Source organism: Bacillus sp. AR4-2 (assembly GCF_008274865.1).
Classification (GTDB): Bacteria; Bacillota; Bacilli; order Bacillales; family Bacillaceae_G; genus Bacillus_A; species Bacillus_A cereus.
Window position 1 is genome coordinate 17,695 of record NZ_CP031063.1, and the last position, 26,198, is coordinate 43,892.

Below are 26,198 nucleotides of genomic sequence, written 5' to 3' on the forward strand. Positions count from 1 at the left end.
CATTATTAGTTTTACAGAAAAATTGGTGTAAAAATGAAAGACTATAAATTGGCTGTAAAAGAAGCTCTTTTGTGGTTTGTGTTTATATCAATTATTACTTTAGTTTGGATGGGAATTGAGAATCTTGTTATACACATTCTTTTAAGTTGATTTTATTTTTACTGCAAACAAACTTTGCAAAATCTATCAAATTTAAATTTTGTACAGGAATGAGAGGATGAAATGACTGAAGTCAAAGCGCCAGTAGACGAATGCCCTCATTGTGACTCTAGTAAAGGATATTATACGAAAGTACAAATATCTGGTTCGTCTATTTGGAGACACAATTTCGATGGTAGCGAAAGTGAGAACGGAGATTTTCATGATTCTCTAAATTATAAGGACAGTAAATTTGCGTATTGTATTGATTGTGATAAAAGAATTTTTAAAATGGCTGATTCATAAACAAATTTGAACTTTATAAAGAAAGGAAGAATGAAGGATGAATACAATCACTATTAAATTTGGAGAAGGTACGGCAGCATGGATGGATATGCAAGAAGTAGTGAAGATTTTGAATGATAAAGGTTATAGCACGCAACCTTATGGAGACATAGGAACAGTAAAGTTAACTAAGGTAATTGAGGAAGAAATGAATGTTAATAATGAAGAAAAAATAACTGAACCTGATCCCGCTGCCATGAATAAAACGAATGAGGGAACTTTTAAGAGAATCCTAGTTGAAGCCAATTACCCGTGGGAATTAATAAAAGATTGGACAGAAGAGGACTGTGAAGCAGAACTTGGAGCAATTGAACGAGCAAACAAATAGTTAAGCTGAAGCCTATCATTTCGATAGGCTTTTTGTTTTGCTCAAAAATTCAAGGGAGGATGCAAATGTTTATAAAAACTAGAAGTCCACCAATCCTTTTTCATTTGTTTTAAGGAAAAGGAGGAATGTGTATTGAATTTTAGAAAGATATTCATCCTAGTATTTGCTGTTATCCTTTTACTTGGGAGTCTTGCTGATTTTGTCTCTCTTGGATATGCAGAAAGCGCAACGAATCAGGAGAAAAAAACAGACGATGTGACTGTGCTGCAAGAAAAATCAGATATGAAAAGCATGGGGCTAACTCCTAATGAGGTAGTTGTGGCAAATGGAAAAAAAGGTAGTGCTTTGTTTGATTTTGAAGCGTTTATCAAGCCTTCAGACATTGTAGACGGGACAGAACCCTTTGACCAGAATAATGAAGCTGGGAATGACTCAAGCCCGAATAACGGCATTGTAAGAACGTTTGATACAGTAACGTATCCATTGAAGGTGACAATTAACCCAAAGAAACAAGATAAGCTGAAAGATATTAAGCTGAAAATCACCGGTACACTGGAAAATGGAATTACAAACAAACGTGTAAATGCAAAATTTGCTCTTGGTGGTAAGGAAGATTTGGAGAAGGGCATTGTTTCGTTTGATATGGAATACACGTTAAAAGAAACAGGTAATTCTTTAATGATTCCCGTTACTGTTGAGGTGCAAGGCGCTGAACATGGCGTAAAGCTGAAGCCCAACATTAAAATTCAAGTCATGAGTGTAGACGGGCAAGATATTGCAAATGAGAATATCGCACAATCTTTTGAAGAGATTCATCCAGTTACGGTTTCGGGGAAAGTGAACGTAAAGGCTCGTTTAACAAATAGCTGGGGTGGTTTATCGAGAGTTGGATATGCTCTGTATAATCCTAATGCCGATAAAAGCGATACTTCTCAAGTTTTCCCTACCGTATTAGACTTTTTCGTTAACAATTTACCGAATCGCAATGATCTACGAGGGGCGACATTTCCGAGAGGAAAGATTAATTATCATTTCGATTTTAGTGGAAAAGTCATTTGGGATAATAAGAATACTCCTGATGATGTATTGAATTTTGAGAGTAAAGATACACCAATTAAAATTTTTAACTATCAAGCTGTCGATGAAGTGGTACAAAAAAAGCCACAACCCAATACAGAGAGTTTTGAATTAGGTTTAACAAGTTATGATGATCCACGCTCCATTTTATCTTATAGTCCTCGTTCCTATATCCCGAAAGAGAAATGGAACGCAAGTGACATTGACAAATATACAATAAATAGTGTGTGGGATAGTGGAATCACACAACTAAACAAGCCCAAATTGAACGAAAATACCATTACTTATCAAGGAAGTGTCAGTAATTATGTAATCGGTTCAACATTCCCGACAATGATTTCATCTTCGCAAACGTATGCGAGTTACAGTAAAAACGAAAAAGGATTCTCTAGTACACGTTTTTTAATTCATGTACCAAATGAATACCGACCATTAGGTGAAAACAATAAAACTAATATGGCAAATAACGTGCATTATGGGATAGATATTATAATTGATTCGTATGAAGATAGTAATGGAAATGAAATTCCGTATACACACAAAGCAAAATTAACATTAACACAAAGGAATACACCGAATGGCTCATATACGGTCAATAATACCTTCTTTACGCCTGAAATGAGAGAACTTGGTACACCTCATTATGGGTATAGTGTTGTATCAAAGGGTGATCCCGCAATTGTTGTGGGACAGGATGTTAAGATGGTTTCGGATTTAGTTATCCGTTCTGTTGCGGAAGGTGGCGCAACCATCGTTTATAAATGGAATACAGATTCCTTCTACTTATCAAAAGAAAATGCGCTAAATGCTGCAAAAGATATACAGGCTCAAGGATATCCAACGCCACTAGGAAAACCGATTTATAAGGGAGAAAAACAAAGTGTTGCTTTTGGTATATCTAAGAAAAAAGATAATTCTTTTGAGGTATTAACGCAAAATAAGGCGGAAGACTACGAATGGTACAACACATATGAGGAAGCTAGAAAACATGGTGAAGTTGGAGCGATTAAAAACGATGTAAATGATGCAATCGGTGATGGAGCAATTATAGTAAGAAATCTTCGTTTACAGGTAAAAACGAAGAAAACGGGTAGTGTAAACGAACAAGGTACGCCGAATATCATTACGACGGCTGCTGATGTTTATCCTACAGCTGATAGAAAAACGAGATATCGTCTTCGGGAAGATGGTAAGTATGATAATTTCACTGAATATGATGAACATGGAGTTATGACGAAACTGCAAGCTCCTGTAGGGGGCGGGGTTGATTTTGAAACGCTAAATAACATAAACGGTGAAGTAAGCAGTGAAATTAAAACGAATAAGAACACGTATTATAGCTCAGATCATGTACAAGTAACAGTTGATAATCTAATGAAAATGCCTGTTCAAACAGACTTTCAGTCGATGGATGAAAAGGTTGAAATGAAAGTGAAGCTACCAAAGGGGCTTGATTATGTTATTGGTTCTGCTAAATATGGTGATACGAATATTGAGCCGAAAATTGAGCAGAAAGATGATGGGACAAGTTACCTAGTTTGGTATGATACGTTAGATCGAAATCATACTGCACTGAAGAAAATCAACTTTGAAGCAAGAGTTAATCCTGTTTTATTACCGATTGGAAATCAAGTAGGATTAAAAATTGAAAATACAATTAGTAGTACAATGGATACCAGGGCAGAAAAGTTTCGAACGAGTTCCAATAGCATTTCAATTGTTAAAATCGGTATGGTTGGTGTGAGTGAAACCATAAAAAAAGTTGTAGGGAAAAAGAATAGCGATTATGAAATTGGGGTGCAGCCATATACGACTGTGAAAGATGAAGCACATGTAAAAGCATTAACGCATGTCCCTAGAAATAAGGATGAAAACGGTTCTGCCTTTCATGGTGTAACATTCTTAAAGCAATTAACAATGGACAACCCGAATCATAAAAACGTTGAAATATGGCTAAATAATAGCTTTGTTGAATCAAATAACCCCAACAAGATTGATTTACAATCAAATGGTTGGTACAGGTATACAGGAGAGCAGGACTTATCAAAAGTGGTCTCTATTTTGTTGTATATAAATGACTCATTAAGCAGCAGTGATGTTGTAAAAATGAACCTCGTTTACGGTACGCATAAGAATGAATTTGGCGATCAATATGTCAGTAAAACAGTGGTTAATACATCTGTTGACTACAAGTTATCACCTATTTCGAATCAAGTACGGTATACCATTGTGGCGAATGCAAATGTTGGTATCAGAAAAATAAGGATAGATACTGCACCAGCTGAAAGTGGACTTCCTGTAACCGTAAGGTTAGATAAGGATATCGTATATGAGGAAACAAGTAAGGATGAGATTACGGTTAACTTGTATGATAAGGCTGATAATCAGCTTGTTGGTAGTAAGGTGTATACGATTGATCAATTGCCTGAAGAAGTAAAATTTAAAGTCGAATCTAAGTTTTTAAAGAAAAATAGTAAGAGAAATTACGAAGTGAGATTCGAAAAGGTAAATAAAGAATCTATTTCCATTGTAGAAGGTAAAAACAAGGTAGATACGGATGGTTATACTTCTTCTGAAGAAACAGTGAAGGCAAATAGTAAAGAATCTACTGAATTGAAATACAAAGGTGTTATCATGACGGAACGTGAAGTCGGAAAAGAGATGGAAATGTTCTATGAAACGCTCACAATGCCATTAAAACAGCTGCCAAAACAAAAAACGGGTTATGGTTTTGAGTTGAAAACAGAAGCTAGTTATTATAATGAATTGGCAGCCGTTTATGATATCAAAGCAAATGCCTTAGTGGATAAGAGATTGATTGACTCGTATTTGAATTATGCGAAGAAAGATGAACATGTCATCGTTCCACTGGATGAAACGAAAAAAAGCGCTAGTTCAGATAAAAAGAACACCAATTTCACCTTTGAGTTACCACATATCAATGTGGAACAAAAAACAGGTGCTTTATTTACGGATCAGCAGGTCAAAGACAAAGATTCTCGTATTAAGAAAGCATTGAAAGATGGGAAGCGTAGATTATATACCCCAATTTGGGCTGACTTAGGAGAGTATAACCTCTTGGTACAGTCGAATTTGCCTATAGGGGTAAATAAAGTGAATTTTGAAGCGACGCAGCCATTAAATATATATGCATTTATGTACGGGACGATTGGCTCTGACACATTAAAAGATGATGAAATACTTGTAGAGCCTGTTGATCCAAGAAATCCTTTCTCAAATGGCAAGCCTTCGGGCTGGTCGGATGAAGATGTTGCTTGGTTAAAGCGATAGGAAAGGAGTTGAGAACAGAGTGAATGTCCTAACATACAGTTCAGCCAAAAAACAAATCATCTTTATGGCGCTATACTTCGTCATTACGGGGATTGTAATTCGTTTAATTGGATATTCGTTGCAAGGCAGCCTTTCCGCTTTTACACAAGCAGGCATCGGAGATTTACTTTCAGGGAACTTCTCAATAAAAGATATGTTCCATTTTGACTTTAGTTTTGATATGAGTCAATTTGATGGATTTAGCTTGAATATGTGGGTTGTCTTTGTAAAAGACAAAATCCACAACTTTATAAACGATTTGATGCCGACTACATTAGGGGCAATTAATATGTTGATGTTAAGTAAGTACCTAACGGTAGAAAGAGCGATCAAATTAGGAATTAAGTTGTATTAGGTAGAAAAAGAGACGTGATTTTTATTACGTCTCTTTTTTATATAAAAAAAACAAAAATCGAGAGGATGTTGAAACATGTTAGATCAAAATACGGATCGTAGTTGGTGGATGATTGGTGCAGTTGTTGTAGGTGCTGCTTTAGTAGGGGTTGTTTCTGTTGCTTTTCCTGACTTAACTAAATCAGTAATCAGTGTATTTACAGAAAAACTTTCCTCGGTTAAATAATTATATCCAACAAGGGGAGAGAGAATTTTCTCTCCTTATTTGTTTGGGAAGGAGTGAAGGAGCTGAAAGAACATCCATTCATCCTCATAATAATCGTTTTAGGGCTTTTCTTAGTTTCCATAGGTGGTTATTACTATAGAGAGAATTTCGCCACGGACTCCATTACACAAGGCGTTACAGAGACAGTTCGAGCGAGTGTAATCTCAAATGCAGATAATAGCTCCCGTGTGCAAAGTGGAGAGCTGTTTATTGTAAAGAGTGAATTTGAAAAGGATTTTAAGAAACGCATTGAATCAAATAAGCTTGTAAAAATCAGCAGCGGTACAACATACGAGTTTAAGTACTTAGATAATAAGAATGGCTCTACTAAGGCAATTCGAGCCATTATCCATGACGGGGATCAAACGTATCAAGCGACTTATAAAGTAAGTATTGCATCATCTTAAAAGAAAGGAGAAACGAATGAAAATACTTGGTGTGAAAAAAGAAAACGGTCATCATACAGACTTCCATGATTTCAATTCCCAAAAGTTAGAAACGATAAGAAATGAATTGAAAAATAGATATGCTGAGTTAGTTATAGATGCACTATTAAAAGAAGAAGCAAGGCAAGAAATAAAGAGGAAAATTAAGCAGGAGTACCCAGCTTACTTTATGGATTATGATGAAGACAGCGTGGATGATGTAATTGAATATGTTGTGTCTGAGATTGTCGGGACGGGCGTTATAGAAAGATTAATTAAAGATCGTCCCGATATTACGGATATATCTTATAACGGTAGTCATTTAATTGTGGAATCAAGTGATTATAAAGAGATTTATAAAGACAATGAACATCAAATTACCGAACAGTATATCACACGATTAATTCAGAAATTTGCTCATGCGGTGGGAAAAGAGTTTACTCCTAAAAACCCTATCTTTGATGGTGTGTATGGTTCAATTCGTATCAATGCAGTACATAGTCAAAATACGAATGGTAACTCTACCATGTCATTGAGGATTGTCCGCCCTAATTTGGTACTGAATGAGGATAATTTTGAAACATTCGCCCCTCAATTCATATATGACTTTTTTAGAGTAGTAATGGAGAGTCGGAATAACATCTTAATTTCAGGCGAAACAGGAACGGGAAAAACGGAAGTTTTAAAACTCTTATTCTCGTTTGTACGATTCGATCATAAGGCAATCATGATTGAAGATGTCCCTGAAACACATGTTAAGTCCTTGTTTCCTGACAAAGATGTATTTAGTTGGTTAACTGGAAACGGGGTTACAGTTACGGACGAAATAGTAGCTGCCTTACGAAATAATCCACGTTGGATTATGATTTCTGAGCTTCGTGGAAAAGAAACATATGAAATGATTCAAGCGGTATTATCAGGACACCATGTAGTGACTTCGCTGCACTCGGTAGATGCAGAAACATCACCGAAAAGGCTTGTGAATATGTCCAAAATTGGATATCAGGTAGATGAAAAATCACTAGAAGAAGATATTATGCGTTATTTCAATTTTGGCTTCCATATTAAGCGTGTAGTAGTGAAAACAACTGATACAAATGGAAATCAAATTAAACGTGTCATTCGCTATTTAGCAAAAATAGTGGAGTATTCAGTTGAGGGATACGAAATGGTATTTGAACAAAAATACCGGAACGGCAAATTTACATTCTCTACGGGCGCATTATCAGAAGAATTTCATGACAAACTGGCAGAAATTGATTTGAGCTATGAACTTCCTAAGTATACGGATGAAGTAGCCTTCAAAAAGGGCTTAATTATTAGTAGGTAAGGAAAGAGTTCTTTGGAAAGGAGGTATGAAGTATGAGAATCTCTACATTTAATGCGAAAACCAAGAAAAAGAAATTTGTGAATGCAGAAGAAATCAATGCTTTCAAGATTGCATATGGGAAGCCCTTAAATAGAAAGGATTATCTTCGATATGCGATTATTCCAGGATTAGTTACAGGGGTATTTTCTTTTCTGTTGCTCTATATATGGTGGTTATCGTTAATTTTAGGATGCATCGGAGCATTATATGGATTGAAAGTGTTAATGCCCAAAGTTATTAAAAGGGCGTATGAGCGTGATTCATTTCGGGAAAGAAATAAGTTTGTTAATAATATGACTTCGCTGTTAACCAATGATAGTCAAACGCTCTTAACTTCTTTACAAAGAGCGAGTGATCGCTCGCAAGGAGAATTGAGAGCGGACTTAAAAATATTATTAGCAAGCGTAATGGGGGCGGATCAGGAGCAGGTACTTCAGGCTTTTAAACAAATGTCGAATAAATATCGTGAAGATATTACTTTCGACCAGTATTTAGAACAGCTTGAAACGTGCGTGTTAGAGGGGAGAACGAATCTGGAAACATTGAAAGATATTAAAACGCATCACAATGAGATGAAAGAGAAAAAGGATGATTACGAGCGTAAAAAAGAAGGGCATCTAAAAGATATGAAAATGCTTTGTGGGGTAATCGTGGTGTTTGTACTTGCGATTACTTTTTCTTTTGGCTTTAAAACGTATATAACGGCATTCGCAAGGCATCCGATTGGCTGGATTACAAGTGGTATTTACATGACATTAATGTGTTTCTTCTTTAAATCCTTTACTACATATCTTTTTGATGACTCAATCATGGAGGTCAAAGCATGAGAGTAGTAACAGCTAAAAGCATTAAAAAGAACCGCTATAATCGAATGTTTGCTGAAGAGGATTTATACAGCATGTTAGAAGAAATGGGGAACAACCAACAAATGATTAACAAGTTTCAAAAGAAACGAATAACTCAAACGATCTTACTGAGCTTTTTCGGATTGTTACTAGGCTTGTTTTTCACAAGTTGGTGTTATCTGTTAGCTTTTGGGTTGCCCTTCTTCTTCTATCGTTCTAAGTATACGCATGTGACCAAAACGTATAACGCTTTTAAGTTTGAAAGACATTTGAACTTCTCTAAGTTTACAAGGCTGCTGATTCCTTATTTAAAAGAATCAGGCGAATCAACGAGTTTGTATCAGGTTTTTCGAAAGATACTGAACCGAATGGACAATCCAGTAGATAAGAATTCATTAGCTAAGTTAATGTCTGAAATGACAGATAAGCCCAATGATATTCAGCCTTTTACGGATTACGCTATGCGTTCCAGTGGAAGCGATATGTCGATTAATATCATGCAAACGATATATGATTTCCAGCAAAACTCTAGTGATACAAATGTAATTAATGAGCTAGGGCAAATGGCAAGTGCAGAATTACAAAGAGCGATAGATGAAATCATAGCTTTTAAGTTAAGAAGATTTAACTTCTTCCCCACTAAGATTGTTATGAGTTCTTTCATATTAGTAGTAGGGTTTGCAGCAGCGGTGCTAGTCCATCACTTATCATCAATTAATCTCTCATAGATCATAAGGGAGGGGAAAGAAAATGAGTAGGTGTGAATTATGCTAGATAGTTCCATTATGTTAATAGTGAAATGGTTTGTAGGGCTAATGTTAATCATGATGATGGTGGCAGTAGCTCTTTTTTGTATTCAATTAAGCGATGTGAACTCGTATAAACAACAAGTTAACTATCAAATTGAGAGACATGGTGGCTTAACAAAAGAAGCGGCAGCCTATCTAAAAGGTTATAGCGAAAAGCAGTATCAAGGAGCTTTAAGCGTTAAAAGTGACCAATTAAACAAGAAAGTAAACTTTGGTGACGTAGTAGATTATCAGGTTGTAGCTAATCTAAAGATTATTCTTTTTAATTTGCCTGACGTAGAAATGAAGTTTCATGGTTCTGCAACTTCACAAGTGCGCTAGAGAGAAGGTGTTAAAGAAATGCTTGAAAACAATGTGTTTCGCTTAATGATTCTTATGGGTGGCGTGATTGCGCTCATAGCGATCATAACAATTTGTTCAAACGGAATTCCTGAAGTTGAGGATGTATTTCAGCATTTTATCTCTCACAAAAATACGAAGTATTAAGTAAAGGAGTTAGAAAATATGGCTAGTACAACAAGAAGAAATAAAGTAGAAAAAGCGCCGTATCAGGATGCGGTAACAGTGATTTTAAAGAAAGAGGGAAAGACATATGAAAGTTGGTCACAAGAGATTGTGAATAGCAACTGTCTGTCCCTGTTACAAGGAGAAAATCCTAAGTGGCGAAACAAAATGCTAGAAGACGCTTCGATGGAGATTATTGCAGATTCAGTTGTTAAACAAGAAGAAAAAAGACAAAATCAATCACAAAATTAAGGATAATTAAGAAAGAGGGAATTAAAATGGATCTATTTACTATTTTTGCGATGAAATTACTAACTTACAATGATTTTTTTGACTCTGTTAGAGGTGCTCTAACGAGTTGGACTGGAAAATTACAAGGAATTGGTTTGGCAGTAATTATCTTCTGTGTATGTATCATTGGTTTCATGTTCATGTTTGGTGAAGGACCAAGTCGTACAGCGAAAAAATGGTTAATGTACATTGTTGTTGGTGGCATTCTTTTATGGGGCGCAGGAGCGCTAGGAAGTACAATTCAAGGTGTTACATCTGGTTTCTAAGAAACACACTGAAAGAGAAGCTTACTAATTGTGGGCTTCTCTTTTATTTTGATAAGAAATGAGGAAAGAGAAATGGAATTTTCAGATGATTTGTTTGATTACCGTCCGAACCTTGAAAACTTAAAGAAAATGGGTAAAGAAAATGATTATATATTTCAAGCGTTAGCATATATGGGGCATGCTTCTAGTTTTATGAGTTGGGCAAACACAGTATTAGAATTCGTAGAGGAAGTTCCAGAAGAAATGAAGGAAGAAATTAAGAAAGTGCATTCAGGTATTTGGGAAATGCAAGAACAATTAAGGAAAGTGAAAAAATAAATTATATACATGAAATGAGGTTAAGGGAATGTATATCGTAGAGTTTTTGCAAAAAGAACAATCTAAAACTTTTAGGAAGTTTTTAAAGAAGAATAAAGCAGGGAATGGACAGCAATTAGGATTAAAGGTAGCTGAAGGGTTGATTCAAAGATATATTGAACAACATCAACAATCAGATCAAGTGTTATTGTTACTGCAAGATATTGAGAATGAAAAGGCATACGAATTTGAATTACCAGTACAAGTAGGAAGTGAATTTTCTTTACTCAATGCTATTTCAAAAGACCTTGAAAAAGGAACAGATTTTGACTTAGGAATGGAAATTAAACAAGGTATATTCGAAAGTTACAGAGCTGAAGAAGGTGGAGCAGCTATAGAACCTGAGGGAGAAGCACCTAAAAAGAAAAAAAGTGGATTGTTCGCTAAATTGTTTGGGAAAAAAGAAGAGGAAATGCCACAAAATAACGAAGTGAAAAAAGAGTTTGCGAGTGTAGGCGAAAATCCTTTTGAAGAAATGCCAATGCATGAATTGAATAGTAAGAGAATACATCATTTTGAGCAAGATGATATACAGGGACTACAGGAACATGCTGCTGCGTTAGATCAAAAAGAAGATGATGATCCATTTGCAATTGAAGAGGAAGAAAAAGATCAATTAGCTACAGGAATAGACTTAGAAAAAACAGCTGAAGAATTACCAACTCCGACAAATGAAGTTGATTCAGTTCAAAGTTTAGAAGAAGAGTTGCTTCATAGTGATTTAGATGTTCAGAAAACAAATAAAGAGTCTGAAATGGAAGTACAAACTCAAGATGTAGTTTTTCCTGATTACGAAGGATACCTGAACATTAGTGAAGTTGAAGCGAAGCAAAAGAGATATGATTCACGATTTACTGTAAAGCACTTATTAAGTCGGTTTGGTATGAGTGAGGAAGCAACTACAGAGCTTGAAAAGAAAAAAATCCAATATGCAAAAAATGTGTTGAGTGGAAAAGACTTTTTATTGATTCAAGACAAGTATTATCAAGAAGTAAATAATTTGAGAGATGAAATTCGTTTGGCTCTTGAAAATGTTTATAAAGAAGTCATGATGCGTGATTATCAAAAAGAAGCAGAAGAAAGGCTGCAAGACATTTTCGAACAAGGTTTTCAAACGAAATTAGCCCAATTAAATGAGTTTGAGAATAAAGAAGTGCAAGAAATGCAGAAAAAATTAACTGCTTTTACTGAAAAACAACGATTAGATTTAGAATCTTTTAAACTGAAGCAAGAAGCTGAATTAACGGCATATCAATCAGAACTAGAAGGGCGTAAAAATACGTTAGTAAGTGCTCGTGAAGAAGAATTACAGAAAGAAAGTGAGATTGAAAAGAGAAAAGCAACTACAGAGAAAGTGTATGAATTGAAAATAGCAGGAAAAAATGAGTTGATTGATAAAAAGAATGAATATCTATCTGACTCTATAGAAATGACAGAACAAATTATGAATGATGCCAATGAACAACAAGAAGTGAGATTTGCAGTTCTAGAGGATAAAATGAAGCAGTTAATTCCTGAATGGAAAGAAGAAATTCAAGCAGAGCATGATAAAGAAATGAAAGAACGTCAATTAAAAATAGAAGAAGAAAAGAACAGGATTGAAATAGAAGCACTAAACTTACAACAAAGAAAAGAGGAAGCGAAAGAGGTAAGAAGCAACGATAGAGAACAGAAGCTATTGAATATCATAGAAGACTTAAAAGAAAAATTATTAAAAGCTCATGCTAACCCAGAACAACAGCCACAACAACAACCTGTGATTATGTATCAACAGCCAGTACAACAACCAATAGTGATGTACCAACAACCAGTACAACAAACTACGATGCAGCAACAGCCAGTACAAGAACCTGCAACACAACAAAAAACTGTGTCTAAAAAAAAACGGAGAACATTTTTAGCTAGATTAATTGATGCTGAATAGGTAGTTAGTAAGGAGGAAATGCGAACATGGCACTATTAAAATTCAAGCGGAATAAGTACCTTCATCATAATTACAAAATTGATGGGGAAGACCTGCCACAAGAAAAGAATAAGATAAACAAAAAAGCACTCGCAATTTCTTCACTTGCGGTGCTTTTTCCTTTAGGTGGATTAAATTTTGTAGCAGGGACGTACCAATCCATTGTGAATGAATTAGCGAAAACGGTTGAGAAGCCAACTATATTCGATGTGTTCGGTGCAGATTGGGAGAAAAGCATATCAATAAAAAATGTATTTCTTCCTGTTCTACCTGCAAATATGTACTTGTTTGGCTTATTAGCTTCTACAGTGATGGGTTTTTTGGTGTATTCAAAGGTTAATTATCGAAGTGACGAAAATGTAGCTTATGGTCAAAAGGGGGATAGCCGTTTTACTACAATTGAAGAAATTCAAGAACAGTATAGAGAAATTCCCGAAAAGACAGACACGTTTGAAGGGTATGGTGGTGTCCCTGTATCACATTATAAGGACAAATATTATGTTGATACAGACACCGTAAATACAGCAATATTAGGGGTTTCTCGCTCAGGTAAAGGGGAAACGATTGTCGTACCAATGATTGATAATTTGAGTAGAGCAAAAAATCAATCAAGTATGGTTGTAAACGATCCAAAGGGAGAGCTGTACAGTGCATCTAAAGAGACATTAGAAAAACGAGGGTATGATGTTCAAGTTTTAAATATCTTAGATCCCTTACAAGGAATGTCGTATAACCCGTTGCAGTTAGTCATTGATGCATGGGTGAATGGTGATGACCAAGAAGCGGCTAAACGAGCCAATACGTTAACATTCTCCCTTTATAACAACCCGAATGCTGGTGATAATGCATTCTTTAATACTTCAGCACAGAATGCGATTAACGGTATTATTCTCGCCATCGTGGACTATTGTGTGAAAAATAATTGTATTGAAAAAGTCACTATGCACAACGTATCTCAAATGCTCAATGAATTAGGAACGTTTTATTACAAAGAAGATCCCAATGATTTTATTGAAAAAAGCGTATTAGATGAATATTTTAAGAGCTTACCGCAAGGAAATGTCGCAAAAATGCAGTATGGATCAACTAGCTTTGCGGGTGAAAAGGCAAAGGGGTCTATCCTAGCAACAGCCAATCAAGGATTACAAACTTTTGCGGATAAAATGTTTGCGAAAATGACATCAAAATCAAGTTTGGATTTAAAACAAGTCGGTTTTCCTAAAAATCTATTTTTCCAATTGGATGAACGATTTTTAAATAAACGTGTAACAGTATCATTTCATAAGAATAATGAAGAAAAAACGGAGGTTGGAAGCTACCAAATTAAGGTGAAAGCTCTAGGTATGTGTAACATAAACTTTGATGAATCGTTGGAAGATGGGGATTTGTTATTAATTCGTTATCAAGATGAAGAGAATCCAAAAAAGAAGTACAGATTATTGTATAGCTTACAGTTTGAAAAACTGCTAGATGAAAAAGGAAGGATTGTCTATCAAAAGAAAGCGGGATGTGAACATAAACCCGATTATCAACGTCAAGTTACGCTCAATTTGAAGGCTAATACTTTTCCTTTACAACCAAAAGCAAAGTTATCGTATTCGGATAAGCCTACAGCCGTGTTTATGATTGTCCCCGATTTTGATAAATCTAATCACGCACTAGCAAGTATTTTTGTTAAGCAGTTGTATACAGAGCTATCTATGAATTGTAATGATACGAAAGGGAAAAAGTGTTACAGGCGTGTTCATTTCTTGCTAGACGAGTTTGGTAATATGCCACCTATTGATGATATGGGCGGGGTATTAACGGTCTGCGCAGGTCGTAATATGTTGTTTAATTTGGTGCTTCAGTCTTATTCGCAGATTGAAAAACTATATGACAAAGAAGCGACAGAAATTAAAGACAACTGCCAAAATCATATTTATATTATGTCTACCAATAAAGACACAATTGAAGAAATATCACATCGAGCGGGGCATAAAACGGTCATTGGTAAATCTTCAAACGAAAGTCACCTAGAAGCAGATAACAAGATAACAAAGAATGCAGATCAGCAGCGCATTATTTCTCCTGAACGATTAGCACAATTTATTGAAGGGGAAACATTGTTGCTTCGTGCCTTACATAGACAGGACTTGAAAAGAAAGAAGGTCAGAGCGTATCCGATTTTAAATACAAGAGAAACAAGCATGCCGTATCGTTGGCAGTTCTTAGGGAAGGATTTTGATACATCCAAAGATTTAAATGAGATTGATATACCGTCGCTGCATACAGGATTAGATTTAACAGATTTATATTTGAATTTCTTGGACTTCATCATCAATCCAGTTGCCAAAAGTGAATATATCAAGAAGCAGCAAGCTAATCCTGTGGTGAAAAAAGAAAACACCACAACTAATGAGGATAAAGTCATTAAATTACTCATTGGTCTTGTGAAAGAAAAAAGAAAAATAAGTGAAGAAAAAGATGTTCAGAAACGTTTTGTACAAATGTTATTAACTTACGCAACGAAAACCATGTTGCCTAAGACAAAAGAAGTGAAATTTTTAATAGAACATTCTTCAGATGATGAAATAAGGGGGTATTTAGAAGAATTATTGGACATGTTGGAAGAATAATTGATTTGAAATTAAGCAGAAAAGTAGAAAGGTAATGGCTACTATGAAAATAAAAGAATGGTTTTTTCAAAGTAAGAAAGCTGTGGTTATAGGATTTTTAGCGGTAATAACACTATTTGTAAGTTTCACATTTACACCAATTGCATATGCTTTTGATTGGTATAAATTTCTTGGTATTGATGGTGTGGATTCAGAAAAGGCGATAGCGTTTTTAAAAAATGATTGGATACAATATGCCGATCTTTTAGGGACTATTTGGCAGACCATTCAAGGAGGGATAATAAAGACATTACTCTATATCGTATCAGCGCTAGAAGGACTAATTCCTGACACTTTTTCTTTTTTCGATGTGCTAAAAGATGCGGGATTAAATGACTTTGCTTCATCTATCATAAAGGGTTTATTCTATGCCTTATTTGTTTTGGTCGTTGTATGGCTAGGGATTAGAACAATCATTCAACATAAGCCACCACGTTTTAAATCCGTTGGTATTAACATCATAGTAATGATTGGCTTACTAGGTGGATTAAATGAGTTAATGGCAGATATGCAGAAAATGTCCACTGATTTCTTCTCTGAAACGACAAATACTAGCAAAACCAAAGAGGGTTTAGCTTGGGATTTAGTCAAACAGAATACAGCTGATTTGATTTATTTAAGTAAAACAGGATTTGATTCAATACAAGGTAAAAAAGAGAATGAACCAGCAATTTCAGCTACAGATAATAAACTAAAAAATGGAATGGGAAAGGATGTTTTTCTTAAAGCGAATTTAGGTGATGTAGTAACATCTGAGACTATAGAGAAATTAGAAAATCAACAGGGAGTTCCTGAAGAAACAAAGTTTTTAAATTATAAAATTACAAATGATGGAGATAAGGAAGTAATAGAAAAAATAAAAGATAGTGTGTTTAATCCGTTTAAATCACAATTCCCAGGGGGCTATGTTCGATACCCAATGAACTTTGGGACTATATTTTGGGGATTATTAGCTCTAGGAGTTGCCTATTTATTTACTGTTTTCGTATTTGTGATGACAATCTTTGAAATTGCAATGAAGAAAGTAATTGCCCCGATTGTATTTGTTACAGATATTGAAACAGGCGAAAAAACAAAAATGGTCATGCAAGATATTTTTAAAGGATTCTTGGTATTTGCTTTCACGGGTTTAAATTTACGAGTCTACACGATTATCGTTAATTATTTAGCAGAAAAAGACATCAATTCATTTTTATATATCGTAGCAATGGTTTGTTTGACTGTTGCATTAATTAACGGTTCGGAATCCATCTTAAAATACTTTGGTGTTGATGTTGGCTTAAAAGAAGGAAAGAATCACTTAATGGGTATGGTCGGCGGAGCTATGGCAGCGAAAGGAGCTATAAAGGGCGCTGGTCGTATGTTTAGCGGTGCGAAGAACTTAATGAGTGGTGGAAGTGGACAAACACGTGAAGACACGCCTAAACGCTCTGAAATGGATTCGAATCATGAGGGCGCTGAATCACAAGGCGAACAAAAGAATAACGCTAAAGGCGGCGGTATGCAGGCGAAGAAATTTGCTAGAAATACGGGGGCTGCCATGAGTTACGCTGCAAATCGTGGAGTCGGTGGCATGATGAACGATGCAGGAAACAAGGTGGCTGAGACTGTTGGTGGGGCAGTTGATAAAGGAAAAGAAAAAGTATCAGGCGTTGCAAAGGGCGTATCGGAAGGTGTGAAAGGTACTGTAAGTGAATTTAAAAGTGGTCAAGCGCAAGGTAAAGAAAAGGCACAAGAAAACGCTGATCGTCAAACACTTAATACAATAGGTAAAGGGATTCAAAATAACGCAAATGCTGGTATAGAGCCATCTGCTAGCCCTAAAATGGCTAATCGTCAGAATGTAGCTTCTATTTCTAATGAACCGCAACAAGGCAATGTGAAAAGCGAAAGACAAACAGCAGAGCGAGAAATCGAATTACAAAGTAAACTAAGAAATACAGGAAGTGCTGAAGGGCAGCAAGGCAATGTGAAAAGCGAAAGACAAACAGCAGAGCGAGAAATCGAATTACAAAGCAAACTAAGAAATACAGGAAGTGCTGAAGCATCGCAAGGCAATGTGAAAAGCGAAAGACAAACAGCAGAGCGAGAAATCGAATTACAAAACAAACTAAGAAATACAGGAAGTACTGAAGCGCAGCAAGGCAATGTAAAAAGCGAAAGGCAAACAGCAGAGCGAGAAATCGAATTACAAAACAAACTAAGAAATGCAGGAAGTACTGAAGGGCAGCAAGGCAATGTAAAAAGTGAAAGACAAACAGCAGAGCGAGAAATCGAATTACAAAATAAATTAAGAAATACGGGAGGTACTGAAGTATCGCAAGGAAATATGAAATCAGGGACACAAACAGTACAGCGTGATGTGAACGTTCAAGATACAGTAAGAAATACAGGTGGAACAGGAACAATCAATAGTGATGCAAAAGCAGGTGTAGCAACGATACAGAGAGACGTAAATGTACAAAACAATGTAAGAGGAAGTGAAGCAGTAGAAAGTAATGTAAGAGCAGGCTCAACAACAGTACAGCGTGATGTGAATGTACAAAATAATGTAAGAGGAAGCGAAGCGGTAGAACAAACCGTAAGAGCAGGCTCAACAACAGTACAGCGTGATGTAAATGTGCAAAACAATGTAAGAGGAAGTGAAGCAGTAAATCATACTGTAAGAGCAGGCTCAACAACAGTACAGCGTGATGTAAATGTGCAAAACAATGTAAGGGGAAGTGAAGCGGTAGAAAGTGCTGTAAGAGCGGGTTCAACAACAGTACAACGAGATGTAAACGTACAAAACAATGTAAGAGGAAGTGAAGCGGTAGAACAAACCGTAAGAGCAGGTTCAACAACAGTACAACGAGATGTGAATGTGCAGAACAATGTAAGAGGAAGTGAAGCAGTAAATCATACTGTAAGAGCAGGCTCAACAACAGTACAAAGGGATGTAAATGTACAAGATAATGTAGTTGAAAGAACAAAATCAGGATTAAGACAAAGAGGAAGTAAACAAAATCGAACAGATCAATTACGTAGAAGATAAGATTAGGAGGGATAAGCATGAAAGTAATTGATATTGCGAATCGAAGAAGAATTTACTTTGAAATGAAGCAACAAGAATTACAGGCTAGCATCTTAATGACGGTAGCGGGGTTTATTGTTGCCGCTGCCATACTGGTTTTTCAAATAAGTTTTGAATTAGGTCACTTATATCATTACATTGTTACTTTTGCCTTTCTAACTTATCTTTCTCTTCATCTGTACTCGAACAACAAGTTAGCAAGAAAAATAGAGAAGAAACAGCAGGGATATTAAAATGAATAACTGGATATTTGCTATCTTGATGTTAGGAGTTGCGATTATGTTAAGCATGATTGCAACTTTTTTTAAACAGATTTTTAGACTGCTAAAAAGAAGAAAGAAAAAAGAGCCTGTTTGGATAACGGTAACAAATGCTGAATATCTAGACAGAGGTTTTGATAAGGTTGAGGGTCAAAAAGCTAAGAAGGAACATGTCTAAACTAGATATGTAGATAACTTATAAAAGTATAAAAGTATACAACGATATTTATGTGAGGGGGGATTAAATATGGAAATGATGCGTAATCCTAAAAATACAAAACAAGAAATTAAGTTAGCCTTCTTCTATATTATAGATGGAGCAATCATAGCTTTAATGCTAGTTCTAGCAAGTTATATGCCGAAGGTAGTTCCAGTTGGTGGGTTTGGAAGGATTATGTTTTATGTGCTGTTTGGGGCGTTTGGATTGTTCCTATGTATTAAACCTCATAACAGCCCTACAAACAGAAATATATTTGTGATTTTGGATATGTTGAAGATGGACAATAAAAATTATCATCCAATCGAAGTAAATACCATCAGCAGCGAAACAAAAAAGAAATAGGAATGAAAGGAGGGTGCAGATATAGCGCTCTCTTTTTTTATATCTCACGAAAGGAAAGATGAAGATGAAAGTTGCGACAGCTGAAGCTAAAAAGGTAAACCGAAAGAGACAAATTGAGTCAGAGAAAAGTAATGGAAAACAAAGTTTTATTTCAACGATCTTTGCTTCTTTTAAAAATACGGATGCATCAATTGTTGATATTGCTCCGTATAAACGACTGGAACAAAAAACAGGAATCTTAGTCGATCATAGAAATAATTTGCAGGTGTATTTAAAAGTGAAAACTACAGACTTACTTTCTATGAACCAAGAGGACTTAAAGCGATTTATGAATCAGTTAACGAGTTTATGTCGTGTATATCATGAGCCGTTCAAGATTTTGTCTCTTACGTACTCTACAGAAACAACAATCCAACAGGTGTACTGGAAGCGCATGGCGCTACGATTTCAAGGGAGAATGAGTCAAGAAGTGTCTGAAAAGAAGGAAGAACACTTATGGTATCAGCGCTATAGTTTAGCGATTGAAAATTTAAATCGGGTGCTTTGGGTAGAAAAGAATTTAAAGGAATTGGCGTTCTTTATTGTCGTGTATGGAAAAAACGAAACAGAGTTAATAAAAAACGTGAAGGATATGAAGCGCTATGGTGGACGTCAATTTAACTTGCAGAATATGAAAGCAAAAGAAGTTGAGAAGCTGATCTTTAAGTTGCAAAACATGAATTCAGAAATGTAAAAGGAGGAAACAAACAATGGTGAAGTTAGGAAAAAAAGAACAACAAAAATATCGTACTGAAGGATATGATTTAGATTTTATTTCGAGGGTGCAGCCGCAAGGTGGCATTAAATTTAATGAGAAGTACATAGCGCAAGGTGACTGCTATGTCGCATGTTTACATGTGTACGCTTTAGCTGAAGACATTCCTCCGCTATGGCTAACGGCACTTATGAACAATAAAGATACGATTTCAAGTGTAGATGTAGCGACTGCAAATAAAGAAGAAGTAGTAAAAGATATTAACCGTTCTATCACGGAATTAAAAGACCGTATGACATCAGAACGTCGTTCTACAGATCGTGATGATGCTCATTGGGAATTGCAAAATTTAACTGACTTCGCTCGTTCTATTACGCAGCAAGGCGAAATTGTAAAACTCGTGAAGCTAAGAATCTATATTTATGATCCAGTATTAGAACAATTAGAGAAGCGAATCGGAGATATTAAGAAAGAAATTGCGGGGCAGAACTATAAAGCGCAAGTATACGTTTTTAAACAAAAAGAAGAGTGGCAAACATTGTTTGCAAGCTATGACGACCAAATAGAATACTTGGGAGTGAAAAGTGGATATCCATTACCTTCAAAAAATATTGGTTTCGGTATTCCCTTTCATCATCAAGATTTAAAAGATCCAAGAGGAATTTACTTAGGACAAACTTCAACAGGTGGAGCGTTTATTTTAGACCCGTTCTTCTCTACAGGTACTCGAACATCATTTAGTGGTTTTATTTTTGGTAAGATGGGCGCTGGTAAATCAACCCTACTTAAACAGCTCGAAGAGGGTCTGGTTGCAAAGGATTGCTTCATTCGTGGGTTTGATAAAGCAAGAGATTATTACACAGTTGTACAGCAGCAAGGCGGTAAAATCATTGATTTAAGCGGGGTTCAGGACTCGGAAGAAGTAGAAACAGGAATGATTAACCCTTTAGAAGTATTCGCAACGAAAATCACCAATACAGGTGCAGTAGACGAAAAGGGGTCTTTCATTCAACACATTTCAAAAGTCACAAATATGATTCGATTCTTGAATACAGAGTTTGATGATACGGTGATACAAGAGTTTCGTAAACACCTATATGCTTTCTATATTGAGTGGGGGCTTGTACCTCAAAAGGGAAGTGATCGCCCGTATAAAGTAACGGGATTCCCTCCTAATCACTATCCAATTCTAGAAGATTTCTATAAATATCTTAGTAATTTAAAACTAGAAGCAGGGGCAACGCCACAACGTCACCGTGATTTAGAAGCAATAAAATTGCAGGTAGAGGACATGATTACGGTGTACGGTGACATGTTTAACGGTCATACAACACTTAAAAACTTTGAAAATGAACAGATTGTTTTCTTTGATATTGATGGCATTTCAAAATATGATAAATCAGTTTTTAACTGTCAGTTGTTTACCGCCTTAACATTGATTTGGAGCCATGCCTTAAAAAACGGGCGTCAAATGAAGTACTTACGAGAAGAGAAAAACTTATCAATAGAAGACGTTAAGTATTTCATGGTCTTCCTCGATGAGTGTCATAACGTTATTAATTCACAAAATGAATTTGCTAACCGTTATGTCCTAGAGTTTGAACGTGAAATGCGAAAATTCTTTGCGGGTATATTTTTTGCGACACAATCACCACAAGAAATGTTACCTCCGCCGGGAAGTACAGTCGATGTATCTACGATGAAAGCGATCTTTGAATTAACTCAATATAAAATATTCTTAAATATGGATAACTCCGTTTTAGAGACTTTGAAAAGCGTTTTAGGTGATAGCTTAACAGAATCTGAGTTTCGTATTTTACCTGAGTTAAAGCGTGGGGAAGCAATTGTACAAGTAAGTTCTACTGAAACATATAATGTCATGTTTGATCCTGACGAGAAACAATTGGAACGCTTTAAAGGTGGTCAGTAACATGGCAGCTACACAAGAAACAGCAATAGATAAGTTTAAGAAAGTAAAAAGAATAAAATGGATTGTTCGCTTGTTAGGTGGTTCTACAGGAGTGATAATTGCGGCAGCCATTACCCTTCTCTTAATTGTTAGCATGGCTATTTTAGGCGGGGAAAGTTCTACAGGTACACCGAATGGTGGTGTAAGTGGGAATGCAACAGTGAAGAATTTACCGCCCGAAGTCATGAGGTGGCAAGCGATGGTGGAACAGGAATGTGCAGCGCAAGGTGTACCAGAACTTGTTCCCTATGTGCTAGCAATCATTATGGTAGAGAGTAATGGTATTTCTGAAAAGCTACCTGATATTATGCAATCTTCCGAATCACAAGGTTGGGCGATGAATACAATTTCTAACCCGAAAGATTCTATTTATTATGGTGTTATGCATTTAAAGGGAGCGTTTGATGATGCAAAAATGCTAGGAATTAATGATTTGTTAGCCATTGTACAAACGTATAACTTTGGTCGTAATTATGTACATTGGTTAGCAGCAAATAATAAAACGCATTCTATACAAACCGCGGATTATTACTCTTTAACGGTTGTTGCACCAGTTGGTGGTAATAAAAACGGAACAACAATTGGATACAGTCAACCTGTAGCAGTTGCTTACAATGGTGGTTATCGCTATATCAATGGCGGTAACTTTTTTTATGCAGAAATGGTGAAGCAGTATTTAAGTTTTGATGGAGCAGGTGGAACTTCAGGGCAAATTCCGGGCGGTTCAGAAACATTTAAAGTCATGATGAATGAAGTGCTGAAGTACAACGGAAATCCTTATGTGTGGGGTGGAAAGAGTGCTTCGCAAGGATTTGATTGCAGCGGTTTAACGTATTGGGCGTATAAAACGGCAGGTATTACAATCCCAATATCGGCAGCAACGCAATACGACTTTACTGTAGAAGTTGATCCGAAGGATGCACAACCGGGCGATTTAGTTTTCTTTAGAGGGACATATGGCGGTCCGAATCATGTCAGTCATGTGGGTATCTATATTGATGCAAATACAATGTATGACTCTAATGGTAGCGGTGTTGGATACCATCAATTCACCTCATCATACTGGCAACAACACTATGCAGGGATTAGAAGAGTTCCAAGATAAAAAAGAGATGGAGTGGAAAATAAATGAATAATGTATCAAAGATTTTAAGTAGAGCGTTGATTTTATCGCTGGCGTTTAATGGGATATGGGCATATAACACAACGAAAGAGTTCGATAAGAAAGATAAAAAATATCGTGTGGCTGTAGCAGAAAAAGAAAAACAAATTGGAGATTTACAAGTGAAGCTGGAGCAGAAAGAAAAAAAGATAGCTGAGAGTGCAGCGGGCGAAAATAAAAAAGAAGGTAATTCAACATTAGATTTACAGAACAAATATAGAGAAGTTGCCAATCAATTTGTACATGCTTACTTAGATTACTCGGTACAAAATAAAGGTGAAAGACGAAACAACTTGTTAAAAATAACAGACAAAAAGGTAGTGGATATAGTAGCACCTAATACAGACGACTTAGGCGATCCAAACTTTAAATCACATGTAAATAAGGCGGCGATATACATTAATTCAGAAGGTGATGTTTCTAAGAAATGTACGGCTTTACTTGATGTAGAGTACACAATTGAGGGGTTAGAAAATAAACAAACAACGATTAACAGTGTTGTAAAGATAACATTAGAAAAGCAAGGAGAAGAAATGAAAGTAGTAGATTATAGTCCGTATCCAGTGAAACGATGAATGGAAATGTTACTTACCGTAATAATGCATTTATTTGGAACATCTTATTAGGAAAGGGCATTATATAGGTTGAAAGTATATAAAAATTATATATGTCTTGGTCTAATTGGAGATTACTGCGGAAACAGTTTGTCTTCAAATGAAGAATGAAATTATAAAAAGCATTCCTTAGGGGGTGCTTTTTATTTGATGAAAAACAAAAAAGAAAGGAGTTACGTCATGCTTTTGAGTGAACTAAAACCCAATCATGATTATGCAAAAGAAGGGAAGTATTTAATTTTAAGTCTTAGGAAAAAGAAGGGGGTTCGAAAAGATAAGTTCATCGAAATTCCGATTACTTGGTTTGATTATAATTTTGGAGAAAAAGTGGAATGGCTCATTGTACGGGAATATCAGCCTAGTGTTAATGGAAAAGAAAAGTATACAAACTGTAAATTGGAAAACATTCACGCACAAGTGAGTGTAGTAAATATAAAAGGAGCAAAAACAAAATGAATATTAGATTTGGGATGAATAGGGAAGGAAGAAGACCAGCAAATACGAAAAGAAAAGCATATTTATTTACCTTAGGAAGTTTCGTCACAATGTTTTTTGTACTTTGTATTTCTCCTGTTTTTAGTGGAGCAACATACAAATTTGAAGAAATGAAGATAGGTGAGTATCAAAGTTTGTCCTCCACGGTGAAGATTTCAGTGGCGAAAAAAGAATACAATCCCGACAATCAAACGCTACGAATTGATTATGAATTAAGGGCAGATAACGACTCGCAAATTCTAAGTAACATGAAATACAAAGTAGAGAATAAGTACATTAAACAAAAAGATAACGATTTGAAAACGAAAGTTTTTCGAGCAAGTGATAACTACATTGTGGTGATTAGTGAAAATGTTCCTGAAGAATTCGGTGTTATATCTTCAGTTGTAAAGCCCGAATATATTCACCCTGAGTTACAAAACGATGTCGATGATCTAAAGGAACGTAGTATAAAAATGTACGTTTTAGAGAATGAAAAACTGATTAACAAAGAGTTGAAAAAGGAATCGAAAGATTTCTATGAAAGAGAGTATCTTGCATTTTCGCAACAGGCATTGAGAAAAGAAATAAAAGAAATAGAGAAGAAAATGGATGATAAAACTTCAGCTATGAAGCAATTAAAAATCAAAAATGAACAACTAACAAAAGAAATGGAGTACCAAACAGAGGGCGAAAAAGTGAAAACAAAAAACACAATCAATTCAAATGAGTCTACTAGTAACAATCATCAAAAGGAAATTGATGTGTTAAAAGAAGACATCAAAATGAAAGAAAAGAAGATTCAATTGTTGAGTGAAAAGAAAAAAACGATATAAAAAGGTGCATTTTAGACGCATACAAAGCGCATACAGGCACATACAAAACGCATACGAAGTGCTAAAAAACGCATACAAAACACATACAAATAGCTTTAAGAAGATATCAATGAAAAATGTATAGAAACCTGATAGGCACAGCCTATCTAAGCACTTTGTTTACAAAGTGATATCAGGTTTCCTTATGCTCTTTTAATCACTGTCTTTAGTTCTTAACTAGAAAGGAGGAAATGCGACTATTCTAGTTAAGCATTTAGCAGAAAGGAAGTAATAACATGGACATCTTGTTAAGAGGTATTGATCCTAAATATATAAAAAATATTGATAAGAGATGTGAATTACTAAGTGTGAAATTGAAGAGAAAGTATACTCGTGCAGAATACTTGAGAAGTCTCATTCAAAATGATGTAGAACATTCTTTGCTTCAGTTTAAACAAGATAAATTTGATGAAGCAGTTGGCAATGTTACCGTTTCATTAGAAAGACAAGAGAACAAGTTACAAGAGTATATAGATGCTACACATGAGCTTGTAGCTGCAATGATAAAGTTAAAAGAAGAGTAGAGGTGTTATAAATGACTTATGTAAAGTTATTTCAATTTAGAGGGAATCAAATACATGTTGATATCGTACAAGATTTTCAAAGACAGTATCCTGAGTATCTGAGAGAAGCAGACGTGTTGCGACATGCCATTGTACTATTAGATGAAAAAATGAGAGAAGGAAAAGGTCAGGATGATGTATCACTTTTGAAAAAAGAAGTGAAAGATTTAAAACAATCCGTTAATACAATGAAACAACAAATGGATATATTGATTAAGTTAAACATGGAACTTATCGCACGATCAGGAAGCGATTTAAATTTAGAAGAATTGGAGCAGGAAGTTAAAAATAAAATTGCTTCTTCTGTTACAAAGAAATCAGAAGGGAAGTTCCCTCGAACTGTTAAAAGCGAACCAATAGTAGAAAACGTGCAAGAGCATCAGCGCATACAGAGTCAGGTTGAAACACCATTATTTGTGAGAAAAACATTACCGATGATTACGGATGATGTGAAAATTGTTATGAAGGAAGGGAAACCATGTAAGGTCATTTCTAAAATAGGACGTGAAATCTATCAAGAAATAGAGTGGGAACAAATTCCCGAACATAGGCGAAAAGAATTAGAATAA

The 26,198-nt window shown here is 35.6% G+C and carries 28 protein-coding genes; all 28 read left to right on the forward strand.

Translation table 11 applies throughout. The annotated features are described in order from the left end of the window. The first annotated feature begins 222 nt into the window (after positions 1-222). The 28 genes from DN399_RS27205 to DN399_RS27330 all read left to right on the forward strand — a co-directional run bounded on the left by DN399_RS27205 (position 223) and on the right by DN399_RS27330 (position 26,198). A complete protein-coding gene (locus tag DN399_RS27205; protein ID WP_000141155.1) occupies positions 223-444 on the forward strand; it encodes a hypothetical protein in 222 nt (73 codons plus the stop codon). Between the two features lie 37 nt (positions 445-481). Next, a complete protein-coding gene (locus tag DN399_RS27210) occupies positions 482-811 on the forward strand; it encodes a DUF8088 domain-containing protein (protein WP_001092476.1) in 330 nt (109 codons plus the stop codon). Positions 812-943: 132 nt separating this feature from the next. After that, on the forward strand, positions 944-5,179 hold the full coding sequence (locus tag DN399_RS27215) for a hypothetical protein (protein ID WP_001011324.1): 4,236 nt from the start codon (positions 944-946) through the stop codon (positions 5,177-5,179). Between the two features lie 19 nt (positions 5,180-5,198). Further along, complete coding sequence (locus tag DN399_RS27220; RefSeq protein WP_001101888.1) at positions 5,199-5,573, forward strand: hypothetical protein; 375 nt, start codon at positions 5,199-5,201, stop codon at positions 5,571-5,573. Between the two features lie 75 nt (positions 5,574-5,648). Next, positions 5,649-5,798: a hypothetical protein gene (locus tag DN399_RS28210; RefSeq protein WP_000886829.1), complete on the forward strand. Its 150-nt coding sequence runs from the start codon at positions 5,649-5,651 to the stop codon at positions 5,796-5,798. 62 nt (positions 5,799-5,860) lie between these two features. Beyond that, on the forward strand, positions 5,861-6,244 hold the full coding sequence (locus tag DN399_RS27225; protein ID WP_033666666.1) for a hypothetical protein: 384 nt from the start codon (positions 5,861-5,863) through the stop codon (positions 6,242-6,244). 16 nt (positions 6,245-6,260) lie between these two features. Continuing rightward, entirely contained in the window at positions 6,261-7,592 is a 1,332-nt protein-coding gene (locus DN399_RS27230) for a CpaF/VirB11 family protein (RefSeq protein ID WP_149150140.1), read from the forward strand. A 32-nt stretch (positions 7,593-7,624) separates the two neighbouring features. Then, the gene (locus tag DN399_RS27235; RefSeq protein WP_149150141.1) at positions 7,625-8,458 is read left to right on the forward strand and encodes a hypothetical protein; all 834 of its coding nucleotides are present in this window, start codon (positions 7,625-7,627) and stop codon (positions 8,456-8,458) included. Beyond that, complete coding sequence (locus tag DN399_RS27240) at positions 8,455-9,204, forward strand: hypothetical protein (RefSeq protein WP_001266995.1); 750 nt, start codon at positions 8,455-8,457, stop codon at positions 9,202-9,204. Before DN399_RS27235 ends, DN399_RS27240 begins: the two co-directional genes overlap by 4 nt. A gap of 39 nt (positions 9,205-9,243) precedes the next feature. Next, a complete protein-coding gene (locus DN399_RS27245) occupies positions 9,244-9,606 on the forward strand; it encodes a hypothetical protein (RefSeq protein WP_000887438.1) in 363 nt (120 codons plus the stop codon). An 18-nt stretch (positions 9,607-9,624) separates the two neighbouring features. Beyond that, positions 9,625-9,771: a hypothetical protein gene (locus DN399_RS28215; RefSeq protein ID WP_000892402.1), complete on the forward strand. Its 147-nt coding sequence runs from the start codon at positions 9,625-9,627 to the stop codon at positions 9,769-9,771. A gap of 18 nt (positions 9,772-9,789) precedes the next feature. Further along, a complete protein-coding gene (locus DN399_RS27250) occupies positions 9,790-10,041 on the forward strand; it encodes a hypothetical protein (RefSeq protein ID WP_000168952.1) in 252 nt (83 codons plus the stop codon). Positions 10,042-10,067: 26 nt separating this feature from the next. After that, positions 10,068-10,346, forward strand: a complete 279-nt coding sequence (locus DN399_RS27255) for a TrbC/VirB2 family protein (RefSeq protein ID WP_000362952.1) — start codon at positions 10,068-10,070, stop codon at positions 10,344-10,346. A 72-nt stretch (positions 10,347-10,418) separates the two neighbouring features. After that, on the forward strand, positions 10,419-10,664 hold the full coding sequence (locus tag DN399_RS27260; protein WP_000395806.1) for a hypothetical protein: 246 nt from the start codon (positions 10,419-10,421) through the stop codon (positions 10,662-10,664). 28 nt (positions 10,665-10,692) lie between these two features. Beyond that, entirely contained in the window at positions 10,693-12,627 is a 1,935-nt protein-coding gene (locus DN399_RS27265; protein ID WP_000276039.1) for a hypothetical protein, read from the forward strand. 26 nt (positions 12,628-12,653) lie between these two features. Continuing rightward, positions 12,654-15,284 (forward strand): VirD4-like conjugal transfer protein, CD1115 family, encoded by a 2,631-nt coding sequence (locus DN399_RS27270; protein ID WP_001196308.1) that lies wholly within the window; start codon positions 12,654-12,656, stop codon positions 15,282-15,284. 34 nt (positions 15,285-15,318) lie between these two features. Continuing rightward, a complete protein-coding gene (locus DN399_RS27275) occupies positions 15,319-18,357 on the forward strand; it encodes a pLS20_p028 family conjugation system transmembrane protein (protein ID WP_149150142.1) in 3,039 nt (1,012 codons plus the stop codon). Between the two features lie 17 nt (positions 18,358-18,374). Continuing rightward, the gene (locus DN399_RS27280) at positions 18,375-18,629 is read left to right on the forward strand and encodes a hypothetical protein (RefSeq protein WP_000862945.1); all 255 of its coding nucleotides are present in this window, start codon (positions 18,375-18,377) and stop codon (positions 18,627-18,629) included. A 1-nt stretch (position 18,630) separates the two neighbouring features. Beyond that, on the forward strand, positions 18,631-18,834 hold the full coding sequence (locus tag DN399_RS27285) for a hypothetical protein (protein WP_033666477.1): 204 nt from the start codon (positions 18,631-18,633) through the stop codon (positions 18,832-18,834). A 69-nt stretch (positions 18,835-18,903) separates the two neighbouring features. Then, a complete protein-coding gene (locus DN399_RS27290; RefSeq protein ID WP_000425701.1) occupies positions 18,904-19,218 on the forward strand; it encodes a DUF5592 family protein in 315 nt (104 codons plus the stop codon). Between the two features lie 64 nt (positions 19,219-19,282). Continuing rightward, complete coding sequence (locus DN399_RS27295; protein ID WP_149150143.1) at positions 19,283-19,951, forward strand: TraC-like domain-containing protein; 669 nt, start codon at positions 19,283-19,285, stop codon at positions 19,949-19,951. A 16-nt stretch (positions 19,952-19,967) separates the two neighbouring features. After that, on the forward strand, positions 19,968-21,902 hold the full coding sequence (locus DN399_RS27300) for a VirB4 family type IV secretion system protein (RefSeq protein ID WP_000239776.1): 1,935 nt from the start codon (positions 19,968-19,970) through the stop codon (positions 21,900-21,902). A gap of 1 nt (position 21,903) precedes the next feature. After that, positions 21,904-23,046, forward strand: a complete 1,143-nt coding sequence (locus DN399_RS27305) for a bifunctional lytic transglycosylase/C40 family peptidase (protein ID WP_149150144.1) — start codon at positions 21,904-21,906, stop codon at positions 23,044-23,046. A gap of 23 nt (positions 23,047-23,069) precedes the next feature. Further along, positions 23,070-23,678 (forward strand): hypothetical protein, encoded by a 609-nt coding sequence (locus DN399_RS27310; protein ID WP_149150145.1) that lies wholly within the window; start codon positions 23,070-23,072, stop codon positions 23,676-23,678. Between the two features lie 219 nt (positions 23,679-23,897). Next, positions 23,898-24,173, forward strand: coding sequence for a DUF5513 family protein (locus tag DN399_RS27315; protein WP_002042203.1), 276 nt, complete (start codon positions 23,898-23,900; stop codon positions 24,171-24,173). Next, positions 24,170-25,027 carry a hypothetical protein gene (locus tag DN399_RS27320; RefSeq protein WP_001026098.1) on the forward strand — a complete coding sequence of 286 codons (858 nt, stop codon included), beginning with the start codon at positions 24,170-24,172 and terminating at the stop codon, positions 25,025-25,027. Before DN399_RS27315 ends, DN399_RS27320 begins: the two co-directional genes overlap by 4 nt. Before the next feature lie 275 nt (positions 25,028-25,302). Further along, the gene (locus DN399_RS27325; RefSeq protein ID WP_149150146.1) at positions 25,303-25,590 is read left to right on the forward strand and encodes a hypothetical protein; all 288 of its coding nucleotides are present in this window, start codon (positions 25,303-25,305) and stop codon (positions 25,588-25,590) included. An 11-nt stretch (positions 25,591-25,601) separates the two neighbouring features. Further along, complete coding sequence (locus tag DN399_RS27330) at positions 25,602-26,198, forward strand: hypothetical protein (protein WP_149150147.1); 597 nt, start codon at positions 25,602-25,604, stop codon at positions 26,196-26,198.

Excerpts from the sequence above, each read along its gene's own strand:
- DN399_RS27305 (WP_149150144.1), top strand. The coding sequence starts at position 21,904 with ATGGCAGCTACACAAGAAACAGCAATAGATAAGTTTAAGAAAGTAAAA.
- DN399_RS27240 (WP_001266995.1), top strand. The coding sequence starts at position 8,455 with ATGAGAGTAGTAACAGCTAAAAGCATTAAAAAGAACCGCTATAATCGA.
- DN399_RS27275 (WP_149150142.1), top strand. The coding sequence starts at position 15,319 with ATGGCTACTATGAAAATAAAAGAATGGTTTTTTCAAAGTAAGAAAGCT.
- DN399_RS27250 (WP_000168952.1), top strand. The coding sequence starts at position 9,790 with ATGGCTAGTACAACAAGAAGAAATAAAGTAGAAAAAGCGCCGTATCAG.
- DN399_RS27245 (WP_000887438.1), top strand. The coding sequence starts at position 9,244 with ATGCTAGATAGTTCCATTATGTTAATAGTGAAATGGTTTGTAGGGCTA.
- DN399_RS27235 (WP_149150141.1), top strand. The coding sequence starts at position 7,625 with ATGAGAATCTCTACATTTAATGCGAAAACCAAGAAAAAGAAATTTGTG.
- DN399_RS27295 (WP_149150143.1), top strand. The coding sequence starts at position 19,283 with ATGAAAGTTGCGACAGCTGAAGCTAAAAAGGTAAACCGAAAGAGACAA.
- DN399_RS27270 (WP_001196308.1), top strand. The coding sequence starts at position 12,654 with ATGGCACTATTAAAATTCAAGCGGAATAAGTACCTTCATCATAATTAC.
- DN399_RS27285 (WP_033666477.1), top strand. The coding sequence starts at position 18,631 with ATGAATAACTGGATATTTGCTATCTTGATGTTAGGAGTTGCGATTATG.
- DN399_RS27230 (WP_149150140.1), top strand. The coding sequence starts at position 6,261 with ATGAAAATACTTGGTGTGAAAAAAGAAAACGGTCATCATACAGACTTC.
- DN399_RS27260 (WP_000395806.1), top strand. The coding sequence starts at position 10,419 with ATGGAATTTTCAGATGATTTGTTTGATTACCGTCCGAACCTTGAAAAC.
- DN399_RS27210 (WP_001092476.1), top strand. The coding sequence starts at position 482 with ATGAATACAATCACTATTAAATTTGGAGAAGGTACGGCAGCATGGATG.
- DN399_RS28215 (WP_000892402.1), top strand. The coding sequence starts at position 9,625 with ATGCTTGAAAACAATGTGTTTCGCTTAATGATTCTTATGGGTGGCGTG.
- DN399_RS27280 (WP_000862945.1), top strand. The coding sequence starts at position 18,375 with ATGAAAGTAATTGATATTGCGAATCGAAGAAGAATTTACTTTGAAATG.
- DN399_RS27265 (WP_000276039.1), top strand. The coding sequence starts at position 10,693 with ATGTATATCGTAGAGTTTTTGCAAAAAGAACAATCTAAAACTTTTAGG.
- DN399_RS27205 (WP_000141155.1), top strand. The coding sequence starts at position 223 with ATGACTGAAGTCAAAGCGCCAGTAGACGAATGCCCTCATTGTGACTCT.
- DN399_RS28210 (WP_000886829.1), top strand. The coding sequence starts at position 5,649 with ATGTTAGATCAAAATACGGATCGTAGTTGGTGGATGATTGGTGCAGTT.
- DN399_RS27315 (WP_002042203.1), top strand. The coding sequence starts at position 23,898 with ATGCTTTTGAGTGAACTAAAACCCAATCATGATTATGCAAAAGAAGGG.
- DN399_RS27300 (WP_000239776.1), top strand. The coding sequence starts at position 19,968 with ATGGTGAAGTTAGGAAAAAAAGAACAACAAAAATATCGTACTGAAGGA.
- DN399_RS27320 (WP_001026098.1), top strand. The coding sequence starts at position 24,170 with ATGAATATTAGATTTGGGATGAATAGGGAAGGAAGAAGACCAGCAAAT.
- DN399_RS27255 (WP_000362952.1), top strand. The coding sequence starts at position 10,068 with ATGGATCTATTTACTATTTTTGCGATGAAATTACTAACTTACAATGAT.
- DN399_RS27330 (WP_149150147.1), top strand. The coding sequence starts at position 25,602 with ATGACTTATGTAAAGTTATTTCAATTTAGAGGGAATCAAATACATGTT.
- DN399_RS27310 (WP_149150145.1), top strand. The coding sequence starts at position 23,070 with ATGAATAATGTATCAAAGATTTTAAGTAGAGCGTTGATTTTATCGCTG.
- DN399_RS27290 (WP_000425701.1), top strand. The coding sequence starts at position 18,904 with ATGGAAATGATGCGTAATCCTAAAAATACAAAACAAGAAATTAAGTTA.
- DN399_RS27325 (WP_149150146.1), top strand. The coding sequence starts at position 25,303 with ATGGACATCTTGTTAAGAGGTATTGATCCTAAATATATAAAAAATATT.